Genomic DNA, 14,598 nt, shown 5'->3' on the forward strand with positions numbered 1-14,598 from the left:
TATATACATTATAATACTTTTAAGCAACAAAAAACCGCCTTAAATAAGGCGATTTTAAAATTTATGCATTTAAACCTGGTAAATTTAATAAGTTCCATGGTTTATTATAATGTGGTTGGAAAAAGAAATCAGTATATGCAAGTTCATCTAAAGTCATTTTATTTTGTATAACTACTGACATAGTATTCATATACTGTGTTAAATCTGCATCTGATATAATTTGTGCACCTAATATTCTTCTTGTACCTTTTTCATATACCACCTTTAATGTAGCTTCTTCATGTGTTGGCATAAATTCAGGTCTATATTTATCTTTTACTGTAACAGTATCAAAGTCTAAACCAGCTTGTTTTGCTGCTTCTTCTGTAAGCCCTGAAGAAGAAATATTATGATTATATATCTTTATACCAGAAGTTCCTTGAGTACCCATATATCTAGCTTTATTTTCTAAGAGATTTTTAGATGCTATAGTTCCCATTCTTACTGCATTTGTAGCTAATGGTATGTATCTATGCTCTCCTGTTGGGTTATAAATTATTGCTGAATTGTCTCCTGCTGCAAATACGTCTTCTTTACTTGTTCTCATATATTCATCTACTTTTATTGCACCATTACCTAACATTTCTACTTGATCCTTAAGTAAAGAAGTATTTGGTTTGAAACCAATACATAATATAACTAAATCTATATCATACTCACCCTTATCAGTTATAACCTTTGATACTTTACCATCATTTCCTTCAAATTTTGTAACTTTTTCACCTAACGCAAGTTTTATTCCTTTTTCTCTAAAAGTATTTTCAGCTATATCAGTATATTCTTTATCTAAATATTTACTTAGTATTCTATCAGCCATATCTATAAGAGTAACATTTTTATCATTTAAATTAAATGCTTCCGCAAGCTCTACACCAATATATCCTGCACCTATTACTGCTATATTCTTTGCATTTTTAGCTCTCTCTATAATAGTATTTGAATGATTATAATTTTTAGATAATAATATGTTATCCAAGTCTATACCTTCAAAAGGAGGTATAATTGGCCATGAACCTGTTGTAACTATTAATTTATCATAAAGCTCTTCAAATTCTTCTCCTGATTTCATATCTCTAACTTTTATTTTCTTTTTGTCAGTATCTACATCTAATACATCATGCTGCATCTTGGTATTAACTCCAAGTTTAGCAAGTTCCTTTGGTGATGAATAAAATAATCCTTCTGGATCTTCTATAAATCCACCTACATATAATGCTATACCACAAGAAAGAAAAGAAATATTATCATTTCTTTCGTAAACTGTAATTTCTGCATCAGGATACATCTTAGCAGCATTTACTGTTGCCGCTGTTCCTGCATGTGTACATCCTATTACTACTATTTTCATAAAATACACTCCTTGATTGTTAAATTTAAAATTATTTTATTTGCTGCTATATTAATAGTACCCACAATTTTTAGAAATAAACTTTAATTGATAATTATTTTCAATAAAATATAAAAATTTAATGATAATATAAAAATTAGTATTACTCAAATGGTCATAAAAACTTAAGTACGTTTAATTTTACTATTTATTGTTATATTAACATAATCATAGTTTGAATTAATTTTTATTTAATACACATAATAATATGGCAGCAAAAATTTTAAAGGAGTGAAAACTTTGAAAAATAAAATGGGAAATAATCAAGGTAAAAATGCTAGACAAAGAGTTCAAGGAGTTACAGGCCAACTTCAATCTTCAGTAAGCGAATTAAATCAAGCTCTTTCTTCTGTAGAAAAGCCAGAAAACAAGCAAAAAATCCAAAACACTCTTAACTCAGTAAATAATGCATTACAATCTGCTAATGATACATTATCAAACTATAAAGAATAATATATTTATTTAAAAAGGAGCTTAGGCTCCTTTTTAAATTCTAAATATTACATTTGATTAATATTTAGAATTCTACTATAATATAAATATTAATCAAAGGAGGTGAGAATATTCGTGATAAATGGTCTTCAAATTTAGGTTTTATTTTAGCAGCATCTGGTTCTGCAATAGGTTTAGGTAATCTATGGAAATTTCCATATAATACTGGTTCAAATGGTGGCGGAGCTTTTGTTTTATTATATATATTATTTCTAGTAATTATAGGTATCCCTTTAATGCTTGCAGCCATAACTCTTGGACGAAAAACTGAATTATCTGTTTTTGGTGCATATAGAAGCATTGATAAAAGATGGGCTTTTGTTGGTACTCTAGCAATAATATGTGGTTTTATTATACTTGCCTTTTATTCTACTGTAGGAGGTTGGGTTATATTTTATCTAAAATCAGCAATAGTAGGTGATCTAAGTACCACTGATTCAGCATATTTAAATAGCCTTTTTGATAATTTACTTAATTCACCTATAGAATTATTGTCATATCAATTTATTTTCATGATAGCTACCATATTAATAGTTTTAAAAGGTATTAGTGGTGGAATTGAAAAAGCTTCAAAAATAATGATGCCGGCTTTATTCATAATGATTATAATTATAGCTGTAAGAAGTATTACTCTTAAAGGTGGTATAGAAGGTATAGAGTTTTTATTTGTACCTGACTTTTCGAAAATTAATATGAATGTAGCAATGAATGCTCTAGGTCAAGTATTCTTTTCAATTTCTATAGGAATAGGAACTATGATTACTTATGGAAGCTATCTAGATAAAAAAGATAACCTCTTATCTACAGCAACTCTTATTCCAGTGTTAGATACAATTATTGCTATACTCGCAGGACTTGCAATACTACCTGCCGTATTTGCCCTTGGTTTTGAGCCTACAGACGGTCCAAAACTTATGTTTGTAACATTACCTGCTGTATTTTCATCTATGCCATTTGGTTACTTTTTCAGCTTATTATTCTTTATATTAGTATTATTTGCAGCGCTTACTTCTTCTATATCAATGCTAGAAGTAGCTGTATCATATTTTGTAGATGAAAAAGGTAAAAAGAGAGTACCAACAACTATAATTACAGGTGGATTTATATTTTTACTTGGAGTACCCTCTTCACTTTCTCTTGGAGCTTGGTCATTTAAAGTATTAGGTAATTTAAACTTCTTTGACCTTTATGATAAATTAGCTTCAAATATACTTTTAACAACAGGTGCATTCTTACTTGCAATATTTGTAGGATGGGTTTTAACTCCAGAAAAAGCAATAGAAGAAATAGAGAGCTCTAAAATAGAATTTAAATTAGCTAAAATATGGTCTTTACTCATAAAATATGTAGTTCCTATTGCTATAGGTATAATATTAGTTAATTCTTATATAGATTTTATTAAATCAGTTCTTGGCATAGAATAAAATAATCCCTGCATATTAATATGCAGGGATTATTTTTATTTTAAGTATTTATCAAACCAATTAGTTATTTGTTCAAGTCTTTCTATTCTACTTTTTGGCTTACCACTTCTACTAAGTTCATGATTTTCATCTTTAAATATACATAATTTACTTTCAATATTATGATATTTAAGTGCTGTAAACATCTGTATCCCTTCAACTACCCAACATCTATAATCTTTTTCTCCATGAATAAAAAGCGTAGGTGTATTTACTTTATCTGCATATTTAAGGGGAGAATGCCACCATAATTTTTCATTATCACTCCAAGGAGTTTCACCAATTTGATCCTCTGTAAAGTAATATCCTATATCTGTAGTAGAATACATACTCGTCCAATTAGATATACTTCTTTGAGATGCAGCTGCCCTAAATCTACTAGTATGACCTATTATCCAATTTGTCATAAAACCTCCATAAGATCCACCTGTAACTCCTACCTTGTCTTTATCTATAAAAGAATACTGTTCAAGTACTTTATCAGTAAATTTCATTATATCATCATAATCAATTGTTCCATATTTCCCTCTAATATCTGCAAAATCATTTCCTTTTCCATCACTACCACGAGGATTACAGAAAAACACTACATAACCTTGATTTGCCCAATATTGCATTTCATGATAAAAAACATTTCCATATACAGTTTTTGGTCCTCCATGAATATCCAATATAGCTGGATACTTTTTACTTTTATCAAAATTAACAGGTTTAATTATGAATCCATCAATAGTAATCCCATCATTTTCTACACTATAATTTTCTACCTGGGATAATGTTCTTTCTTTTTGTAACCAGTTATTAAAATTAGATATCTGAATTTCTTCTTTTTCATCTAATTTATATATTTCTTGTAATTTTAAATCGCGAAGCCCTATAAAATATATTTCTCCATTTTTTACACTAAATCCATCTACTGAACCTTTATTCTTTACTAGCTTTTGTATATTACCATTCTCATCTATTCTATTTATATATGAACTGTCATTTTCTGTAGTAATAAAATAAAGATAATTTCCATCTGCCTTTACACTAGATGACGCACCATATCTTACATCTGAACCCACTGAATTCCATACACTTTTACCAAAATCAGGAGTTATACATTTCATTTCATCTTTATTTAAATCATAAGTATAAAACTTACCATTTTCATTTATACCATAATTTTTCATATTTGTAGCATTTATTATTAACTTATCATCTTTAATAAATCTAGCATAATCATATGAAAAACCATTACTATCTATATTTTTCAATTCATCATTTTTTATATCATAAATATATAAAGAATCAGTTAAGTCCATTTTATTTTCAAATTTATTAGATATAAATACTACTTTATCTTTATTATCATTTAATGAAAATTCACCTATATTTGTAATGTCATCTGTAAGAGCTTTATATTCTTCTTTTTCTAAATCATAAATATATAATCTGCTTCTTTTTTTATTCGTATAACCACTGCCATTAGACCAAAAAGGTATTTCATCTAATTCAATAAAACTTTTTTTATCTTTATTTTTATCTTCTTTATCATAGCTAGCTGTAAATATAAACTTATTCTCAGTTAATTTTTCAATATTAATTACATTTTTATCTATTTCAAAATACTTTTTGGCCTCTCCTCCATTTATATTTATTTTATAAAATTTAGTAATTTCTTTTTTTGTCTCTTTACTCTTATCTATTTCATCTCTATTGCTTGAAAATATTATCTCTTCATCATTTAACCATATAAATGAACTTTCCTTATCAAATGTAGTAATCTGTCTTAAATTTCCTTTATAATATAACCAAATATTAGATAAGTATTTATTTTCTTCTTTATCAATATTATGTACTACAAAAGCAAGTTTCCCTTTTTCTTTTCCATGTTTAATACCTGATAAAAACTTATACTTTGTAAAATCATCTAATTTTAACTTTTCCATAAAATTCCCCCTCTATTATTCTAATTTATATTATATAATAATATCAGAATTATTAAAACATTATAATATTTGAGAATTTAAATGACTTTTTAGAAAATTTAATATAAAATAATATTAAACTATATGAAAGGATGATAAAATGAACAATTTCAATGAATTATTAAAAAAATATGCTGATATTGCAATTAATATTGGTGTAAACATTCAAAAGGATCAAATTCTTTATATTAATGCTCCTATTGAAAGCAATGAATTTGTAAGAGCTCTTTCAAGATCTGCCTATGATGCAGGTGCACGTGATGTTATGGTTAATTGGAATGACGATGAATTAGCCCTTATAAGATTTTTAAATGCACCAGACAAAGCATTTAAAGAATTTCCACAATGGAAGGCAGATGGATTAGCAGAGCTTGCAAAGGATAATGCTGCTTTTATATCAATTACTGGTAATGATCCAGACATATTTAAAGATGTAGATCCTGAAAAAATGGCAACAGATACTAAAACAAAACTTAAAGCCCTTCAAGAATATAGAAAATATACAATGGCTAGCAAAGTAGCTTGGTGTGTTATAGCTGCTCCTTCAAAAGCATGGGCTAAAAAAGTTATAGGTATTGATGATAGTGAAAAAGCTATAGAAAAGCTTTGGGATAAAATATTTAAAATAGTTAGAGTAGATAGAGAAGAACCTGTAGAAGCATGGAAGGAACATACTACAAATTTAGAAAATAGAGTAAAATATCTAAATAAAGAAAACTTCAAGAAATTACATTTCAAATCCTCTATTACAGATTTAGAAGTAGAACTACCAAAAGGCCATATTTGGGCAGGTGGAGGAGAAAAGAATGATAAGGACACATATTTTGTAGCTAATATTCCAACAGAAGAAGTCTTTACTATGCCTCATAGAACTGGAGTAAATGGTGTAGTTAAAAATACTAAACCATTTAATTATAATGGCAATTTAATAGATGACTTTACACTTACACTTGAAAATGGTAAAGTTGTAGATTTTAAAGCAGAAAAGGGCTATGATGTACTTAAAAAAATGTTAGAAACTGATGAAGGAGCATTACATTTAGGTGAAGTTGCCTTGGTACCACATGATTCTCCTATATCAAATTTAGATACAATATTCTATAATACATTATTTGATGAAAATGCATCTTGTCATTTAGCTTTAGGAAAAGCATACCCTACATGTATAGAAAATGGAAGTGATATGGAAACAGAAGAGTTAACAGAAAAAGGTGCAAATGATTCACTTATACATGAAGATTTCATGATAGGTTCAGCTGATATGAATATAATAGCTGAAAAACAAAATGGTGAAAAAGTACAAATATTTAAAGATGGTAATTGGTCTATATAAAATTACAACCACTAGGACTTAACCTAGTGGTTTTTTGTTATTTAATCAATTCATTCATTTGTACAGCTATGTCTTTTAAGTTTTCAGCATTTGCCGAAAGTTCTTCACTCATTGCTGCACTTTGTTGAATTGATTGAATTAAAGTATTAAATTCTCCTATTGTACTTTCTGTATTTTCATAAATGTTTTCATTGAAATTTACTATTTCTTTTGTTTTATTAAGTTGTCCTTTAGTCATAACATTTATATTTTTTATAGTTTCAGTAAAATCTTTTAATTCTGATATCATATCTTTTACATTATGTACAGTATCACCTACTATATTATTTCCTTCAGTTATATGATTATTATTATTAGTCATTAAATCTTCTACATCAGAAATTTTTGTTTTTAACTCTGTAGTTATTCCAGCTACATCTTTCAACGAATGCTTAGTATTTTCAGCAAGTTTTCTTATTTCTTCAGCTACAACTACAAATCCTCTTCCAGATTCCCCAGCTCTAGCAGCTTCTATTGAAGCATTTAATGCAAGTAAATTAGTTTGTTCAGCAATATTTCCAATAATAACTAATATCTCATCTACTTCTTCAGCCTTATCCTGAAGTTTTCTTGTAGCATCAAAAGTGAATTCTATTCGTTCCTTTATTTTATTCATAATGTTAGATGCTTCATTTAATGATATTTCATTTTTATTGGATTTTTCTATAAGTTCTAAAGCTATACTTCTACTATTATTTGTTTTGTTATGTATACTCTCATTCTCTGATAGTAACTCATCTAATATATTTGTATTCTTTTTAGACTTATCTAACATAGAGTTACTCGATTGTAGTACATTATCACTAGTATAAGCTATTTCTTGCATAGCTGTACTTTCTTCTTCTGCTATAGTTGACACCATTTTACTAGAGTCTAATAATGAATCTGCAAATTCAGAAGTTCTATTAAAAATATTTGATATTTTTTGATTGTTATTTGCTAGTTCTTCTTCTCTTTTTTGTATTTGATTAAGTATATTAGAAGCAAACAATGTAAATATGAATATACCAAAAGAAGTTAGAGTAATTATTATTGCTCTGATTACAAATTCTTGTATTATCAATTCTTCTGATGGAAGTGTGTTAGAATTAAATGTAAATATAGCTATTTGGCTTATAATTCCAGTAATTATAAATGCAATATTTAATTTAACATCTAAAAATAATGCTCCTAAAATAATAAAGTAAAATATGCTCATCCATAATTCCTTAGATGGTATCATAAATACTAAATATAAGTAATTTATAAAAGTCATAATAAATATTATATACTTTAAAATATTAAAATTCTTTTTATTAAAATTTCCATTATCAACAGTCTTTCTATGCATTAAATAAAAAATAATAGATTCAACTATAATTAAAAGTCCAAATAAAGACAAATCTAACCATTTAATTGAACTATATAACCCTAAATATTTCATAACTGAAAAAGTTGTTGCAGCTAATAATCCACTTATTGAATAAATAATAAGTACAAATTTCAAAGTTTTTTTCTGATAATCTATTATTGTATTAGTATCTTCTCTCATATTAACCTCCTTCATAAACATTTACCATTTATAACTCAATGCTTGCATAGTATAACCTGCTGCAACAGAACAAAATACTATTAAATCATCTTCTATAAAATTTTCTTTTTCTAACCTTTCATTTAGAGCCATTATTGGACTGGCACTACCAGTATATCCATACTTATCTGCTATAAATGTAGCTTTTTCTAAAGTATTACCTAATTTTTCTAAAGTAACTTTTATATCGTCTTTAGAAAATTGTGACATAAAATAATGTGATACATTTTCTGGAGTATATTCATTTTCTTTTAGTAAGTTAACTACTAATTCTGACCACTCATCTGAAAGAAAACTAAAATCAAAAGGTTTCCATTGCATCTTTCTATCATAACTTGTTAGATTTGTATCAACTATATTTTCAAGGCCACATTCTGGAAATCTTATAGTATCATTGTAATTATCATCAGTAAACATTCTTGTTGCTAAAAATCCTCTTTGTTTGTCTTCTTCTATAGATTCTAAAATAATTGCAGCAGCACCATCTCCTACAATAGAATATGTAATCATATCATCTTCCCTAGCAAAAGGACTTACGTGCAAAGAACCAATTATTAAAGCTCTTTTAAATTTTTTATCAGTTTTTAAATATCTAGTTGCTACATCAATAGCACTTATCATTCCAACACAGTTATTATTCAAGTCAAAAACTGAAGTTGCATTAGTAGCCTTTAATTCATTTCTCATCATCAATGCACAAGAAGGCATTAAATATTGTGGTGTATCTGTAGCAGATATTATTATATCTATATCTTCAGGAGAAAGATTTGCATTTTTCAATGCTTTTTTAGCAGACTTAACCCCCATACCTATCATAGTTTCATTATTATCAGCTTGCTTTCGTATGTCTCTACCTAATTTCTTCATTAAATTAGTTACATGATCATCTAGTTCATACTTTTTAAAGTGATTTATAACTTCTTTATTTTTCACTTCTTTTGTTGGATTATATGAACCAACACCTTTTATTAATACATTTTGATACATTTTACACTCCCCTTTAGTTTAATTACTAAGAAGATGCACAAAAAGTAAAATAGATAACTCTAAGTAGAGCTATCTATTTTATAGCAATCAACTTAGCGGCTTGGCAATCATAGATTCATTCCTTAGACCCATAGCTTTGCGTCCTTAACTTTCGATAAGTTTGCCTTTATTAAGTTATATAATTCGACAATATTTTACTAGATTATAATATCATATAAAGTATCTTTTTCCAATATATTTAAAACAAAAAAGATGAGAATTGAATCTATCAATTCTCACCTTTTTTATTAATATTTGTGACCAAAGCTAGGGAAAATAAGGAATATAACTACAATCACACAAATTATAAGTAATAAATCATCATCCAATCCAAAGAAGCCTTTTGTTGTTGCTGACATTTACCACACCTCCTAATAATATATGATATGTTTTAAAACAAATATTGCTACTCTTAGAAGGTAACTTTTTTTCCAAATAAATATACAAATGCTATTACTACAATTAATGCTGATGGAAGAACAAGATAAACTGGGACTCCAAGTCCTACTGGAATATAACCAAATAATATTGTAATTATACCAACAGTTATAGCATAATATAATTGAGTTTTTACATGATCTATATGATCACATGCAGCACCCATTGAAGATAATATTGTAGTATCTGAGATAGGTGAACAATGGTCACCAAATATAGCTCCTGTAAGTACTGCTCCTGCATTCATTAACATATATGAATTTTCTGGAGATATAGAAAATGCTAAAGGTATTGTAAGTGGCATAAGTATACCCATTGTTCCATAGGATGTACCTGTAGAAAATGATATTATTGCTCCAAATATAAATATTACTGATGGAAGTAAAAACTCAGGCATTTTATCACTTAGTATTGATATCAAAAATTTACTTGTTCCTAAATCTTTGATCACTCCTGAAAGTGACCAAGCAAGCACTAATATAACACCAGTAATAAGTAATGATTTTAAACCATGTATAAAAGTATCAATACCTTCATTTACTGTAAATATTTTTTGTTTTATTCCCATTAAAAGTGCTACAATACTTGCTAAAAGTGCTGCTTGAAATAAAACTATACTAGCATCTGATGCTCCAAATGTTTCTCTTATAGCCATAAGTGATAAAGGAGAATCCTTTATCATTTCTATCATATTAGCATCTTCTGCTAAAGCTATATATCCATTATAATAAAATCCTGCAAAAGCTGATATCATAAGCACAAGTATTGGAACCAGTGCATTTTTTATTTTTAATTTAGTACCTTCATTTGGTTCTAAGTTTTTATCATTATCACTCATCATTGGACTTGAATCTTTTCTTAATACCTCACCTTTAATTCTAGCTCTTTTTTCTACTTTATACATTGGTCCAAATTCTTTCATAAGAATTGCTGTTGCTACTATAAATATAAGTATAAGTATATTATAAAATCTATAAGGTATTGTAGATACAAATATGCCATATGCATTTACATTTTGTCCTATTGATTCATATGCATCCTTTATAAGACCTACCTCATATCCAATCCAAGTAGATATAAGTGCAATCCCTGCAATAGGTGCTGCTGTTGCATCTATAATAAATGCTAATTTTTCTCTTGAAATTCTCATTTTATCAGTGACAGGTCTCATAATAGGACCTACTATAAGTGCATTTGCATAATCATCAAAGAATATAAAAAGTCCTAATATCCAAGTAATTATTTGTGCACTTACAGGTGATTTAGCCTTTTTAGCTAAAGACTCTGCAATAGCTTTTGCTCCACCCATTTTTGAAATCAAAGCAATCATTCCACCAATAGTTAAACATTGAAGAATAATTCCTGCATTCCAGCTATCTGCAAGAGATGAAACCATATATACTATTAAGTCTAAAAAACTATGAATTAATGCTCCAAATACATTATAATTATTTAATGATAGAATAAATGCTCCAGTAAGAACTCCTATAAATAATGATATAATTACATTTTTACTTATAAATGCAAGAACTATAGCTATAAGTGGTGGTAAAAGAGTCCAAATACCAAATTTTTCTGCATTAAGCTTTGCACTATCTACTTCATCTGCTAAAGCATAAGTAGAAATAAAAATTAAAATTAATACTAATAACAATACTTTTCTCTTCAAGAATAATCCCTCCTTTCTTAAATATATATTCGATAACTTTTAAAAATATCCTAATTGTAAGTTTACATTTAAATTTAATTATTATATATTATGTATTATAAATAGCTTCGTAGAAAGGAAGATTTTATGAGTATTTTAACAGTTAAAAACCTAACTCATGGTTTTGGTGATAGAGCCTTATTTGATAATGTATCATTTAGATTATTAAAAGGTGAGCATATCGGACTAATTGGGGCAAATGGAGAAGGTAAATCTACATTTATGAATATAATTACAGGAAAAATAACACCAGATGAAGGTGACATTGAATGGTCTAAGAGAGTAAGAATAGGATACTTAGATCAACATACAGTTTTAAAAAAAGGCATGACTATTCGTGATACATTAAAGTCTGCTTTTAGTTATCTTTTTGATTTAGAAAAAGAAATGAATGCTATATGTGATGAAATGGCTAATGCTACTCCTGAAAGATTAGAAATACTTTTAGAAGATATGGGGACAATCCAAGATATTCTTACAAATAATGATTTTTATATAATAGATGCAAAGGTAGAAGAAATAGGAAGAGGTCTTGGACTTGATGCTATAGGGTTTGAAAAAGATGTAAATGATTTAAGTGGAGGACAAAGGACTAAAGTACTACTTGCAAAATTATTATTAGAAAAACCAGATATATTACTATTAGATGAGCCTACAAACTATTTAGATTATGAACATATAGAATGGTTAAAAACTTATTTAAATGATTATGAAAATGCATTTATACTCATTTCTCATGACATACCATTTTTAAATAGTGTAATAAATCTAATCTATCATATGGAAAATCAAAAATTAGATAGATATGTTGGAGATTATGATGATTTTATGAAAGTTTATGAAATGAAAAAGAAACAAATAGAAGCAGCATATAAAAAACAACAACAAGAAATAGCAGGACTTAAAGATTTTGTAGCAAGAAATAAGGCAAGAGTATCTACTAGAAATATGGCTATGAGTAGACAAAAAAAGCTTGATAATATGGATATAATAGAATTAGATAGAGAAAAGCCAAAGCCAGAATTTAATTTTAAAGAAGCAAGAACTCCATCAAAATTAATTTTTCAAACTAATGATTTAGTTATAGGATATGATGAGCCTCTTACTAAGCCTTTGAATATTCGTATGGAAAGAAAACAAAAAATAGCTATAGTTGGAGCAAATGGTATAGGTAAAACTACATTATTAAAGAGTATATTAGGTGAAATAAAACCTATATCAGGTACAGTTGAAAAAGGTCAAAATCAATATATAGGATACTTTCAACAAGAAATAAAAAAAGATAATTATAATACATGTATTGATGAGATGTGGAGTGAATTCCCTGGATTTAATCAATATGAAATAAGATCTGCACTAGCCAAATGCGGACTTACTACAAAACACATTGAAAGTAAAGTAGTTGTCCTAAGTGGTGGAGAACAAGCAAAAGTTAGATTATGCAAACTTATAAATAAAGAAACTAATATATTAATTTTAGATGAGCCTACAAATCATCTAGATAAAGATGCAAAATCCGAACTGAAAAGAGCATTAAAAGAATACAATGGAACAATACTTTTAATCTCACATGAACCAGAGTTCTACAATGATATTGTAACAGATATTTGGAATTGTGAAAATTGGACAACAAAAATAGTTTAAAAAGAAAAAATCCTGATTTATAAATCAGGATTTTTTCTAATCATTTAGTTTTCTTACATTTATTCTTATTTATATTATTTTTCATTATATTTTTCTATATCAATATTGTTCATAACCTTACTTGAAACCAGTCCTGCAAGCATAGAACCACTTACATTTACTGCAGTTCTACCCATATCAATTAATGGTTCAATTGCTATTAAAAGTCCTACAAGCCCAACAGGAAGTCCCATTGTAGATAAAACTATTAAAGCTGCAAATGTTGCTCCTCCACCTACACCTGCAATACCAAATGAGCTAAGTGCTATTACTATTACAAGTTTAATTAAAAATGCTGGCGCTAAAGGGTTTATTCCTACAGTTGGTGCTATCATAACAGCAAGCATAGCTGGATAGATTCCTGCGCATCCATTTTGACCTATACTTGATCCAAGAGATGCTGATAAATTTGCATGGCCTTCTGATACTCCGAATTTATCTGTTTGAGTTTCAACATTTAATGGAATCGCTCCTGCACTAGTTCTAGATGTAAATGCAAATGTTAAAACTGAAGCTGATTTTTTAAGATATGTCATAGGATTTAATCCAAATATAGCTAGTATTACAAAGTGAATAATAAACATAATTATAAGTGCTACATATGAAGCTATTACAAATTTAAGTAACCTTGCAATTTCACTAAAATTACTTGTAGAAACCACCCTTGTCATAAGAGCTAAAACTCCATATGGAGTAAGTCTTAATACTAAAGTAACCATTCTCATAACTACATCATGAAGTGTAGATATTATTTTCGCAAAATGTTCTGCTGATTCTGGTTTCTTTCTTCTAAGACCAAGTGTTGCAATAGATATAAATGCTGCAAATACAACTACTGAAAGAGTAGCTGAACTTCCCTGACCAGTCATTGCATAAAAAGGATTTATTGGTATTATCTCAACTATTTGTTCAGGAATAGGTTTTGCTGTAAATTCTCCTAATCTGTTTTCTAGATTATCTGCTGCTTGTGATTCATCTTCTCCCACTTGAAGTCCTTCTGCAGAAAGATCAAATATAGATGCTGTACCTACACCTACTAAAGCTGCAATACCTGTAGTTAATACTAATACTAATATTATAATACCTGCCATCTTACCTAAATCTTTTCCAGTTTGTTTTATTATGGCTCCAGTTATGGCTATAAATACAAGAGGAATTACAATCATTTTAAGAAGTCTTACATATGCTGTACCTACTATTGAAATCCATGTATTAGATTGAATAACAACCTCTGAGTTTGGACCATAAATTAATTGCAGTACTGCCCCAAATACTATACCACCAAGTAATGCTAAAAGTACTCTTTTGGTAAATGATACATATTTCTTTTGCATCATAAATAACCCAAATGTTATAGCTAAAAATACTAAAATGTTTATTATGGTTAAAAATATATCATTCAATATTATTGCCTCCTTCTCTTTTTTTATATTATACCATACTATTC

10 protein-coding genes and 1 riboswitch are annotated in these 14,598 nt (G+C 27.9%); of the genes, 4 read left to right on the plus strand and 6 right to left on the minus strand.

Annotated elements, in window-relative coordinates:
* Positions 1 to 61 precede the first annotated feature (61 nt).
* On the minus strand, positions 62 to 1,387 hold the full coding sequence (locus D3Z33_RS06140; protein ID WP_160196903.1) for an FAD-dependent oxidoreductase: 1,326 nt from the start codon (positions 1,385 to 1,387) through the stop codon (positions 62 to 64).
* Positions 1,388 to 1,666: 279 nt separating this feature from the next.
* Between D3Z33_RS06140 and D3Z33_RS06145 the strand changes: the two genes are divergently transcribed.
* Both D3Z33_RS06145 and D3Z33_RS06150 read left to right on the plus strand, forming a co-directional pair.
* The gene (locus D3Z33_RS06145; RefSeq protein ID WP_243153436.1) at positions 1,667 to 1,879 is read left to right on the plus strand and encodes an EscE/YscE/SsaE family type III secretion system needle protein co-chaperone; all 213 of its coding nucleotides are present in this window, start codon (positions 1,667 to 1,669) and stop codon (positions 1,877 to 1,879) included.
* A 167-nt stretch (positions 1,880 to 2,046) separates the two neighbouring features.
* Entirely contained in the window at positions 2,047 to 3,342 is a 1,296-nt protein-coding gene (locus tag D3Z33_RS06150) for a sodium-dependent transporter (protein WP_347561223.1), read from the plus strand.
* A gap of 35 nt (positions 3,343 to 3,377) precedes the next feature.
* Here the strand turns inward: D3Z33_RS06150 and D3Z33_RS06155 are convergent, their stop codons facing one another.
* Positions 3,378 to 5,315: a S9 family peptidase gene (locus tag D3Z33_RS06155; RefSeq protein WP_160196904.1), complete on the minus strand. Its 1,938-nt coding sequence runs from the start codon at positions 5,313 to 5,315 to the stop codon at positions 3,378 to 3,380.
* Positions 5,316 to 5,454: 139 nt separating this feature from the next.
* Between D3Z33_RS06155 and D3Z33_RS06160 the strand changes: the two genes are divergently transcribed.
* The gene (locus D3Z33_RS06160) at positions 5,455 to 6,687 is read left to right on the plus strand and encodes an aminopeptidase (RefSeq protein ID WP_160196905.1); all 1,233 of its coding nucleotides are present in this window, start codon (positions 5,455 to 5,457) and stop codon (positions 6,685 to 6,687) included.
* 37 nt (positions 6,688 to 6,724) lie between these two features.
* On the opposite strand, the gene D3Z33_RS06165 is transcribed toward D3Z33_RS06160, so the two are convergent.
* The 3 genes from D3Z33_RS06165 to D3Z33_RS06175 all read right to left on the minus strand — a co-directional run bounded on the left by D3Z33_RS06165 (position 6,725) and on the right by D3Z33_RS06175 (position 11,429).
* Positions 6,725 to 8,257 (minus strand): methyl-accepting chemotaxis protein, encoded by a 1,533-nt coding sequence (locus D3Z33_RS06165; RefSeq protein ID WP_160196906.1) that lies wholly within the window; start codon positions 8,255 to 8,257, stop codon positions 6,725 to 6,727.
* 21 nt (positions 8,258 to 8,278) lie between these two features.
* The gene (locus tag D3Z33_RS06170) at positions 8,279 to 9,283 is read right to left on the minus strand and encodes a ketoacyl-ACP synthase III (protein WP_160196907.1); all 1,005 of its coding nucleotides are present in this window, start codon (positions 9,281 to 9,283) and stop codon (positions 8,279 to 8,281) included.
* Positions 9,284 to 9,374: 91 nt separating this feature from the next.
* A riboswitch (cyclic di-GMP riboswitch) is annotated at positions 9,375 to 9,458 on the minus strand.
* A gap of 276 nt (positions 9,459 to 9,734) precedes the next feature.
* Complete coding sequence (locus tag D3Z33_RS06175; RefSeq protein ID WP_160196908.1) at positions 9,735 to 11,429, minus strand: Na+/H+ antiporter NhaC family protein; 1,695 nt, start codon at positions 11,427 to 11,429, stop codon at positions 9,735 to 9,737.
* Between the two features lie 126 nt (positions 11,430 to 11,555).
* Between D3Z33_RS06175 and D3Z33_RS06180 the strand changes: the two genes are divergently transcribed.
* Positions 11,556 to 13,112, plus strand: coding sequence for an ABC-F family ATP-binding cassette domain-containing protein (locus D3Z33_RS06180; protein WP_160196909.1), 1,557 nt, complete (start codon positions 11,556 to 11,558; stop codon positions 13,110 to 13,112).
* 74 nt (positions 13,113 to 13,186) lie between these two features.
* On the opposite strand, the gene D3Z33_RS06185 is transcribed toward D3Z33_RS06180, so the two are convergent.
* On the minus strand, positions 13,187 to 14,554 hold the full coding sequence (locus D3Z33_RS06185; protein WP_243153437.1) for an L-cystine transporter: 1,368 nt from the start codon (positions 14,552 to 14,554) through the stop codon (positions 13,187 to 13,189).
* Positions 14,555 to 14,598: the final 44 nt, after the last annotated feature.

The organism is Senegalia massiliensis, from assembly GCF_009911265.1.
GTDB classification, from domain to species: Bacteria; Bacillota; Clostridia; order Tissierellales; family SIT17; genus Anaeromonas; species Anaeromonas massiliensis_A.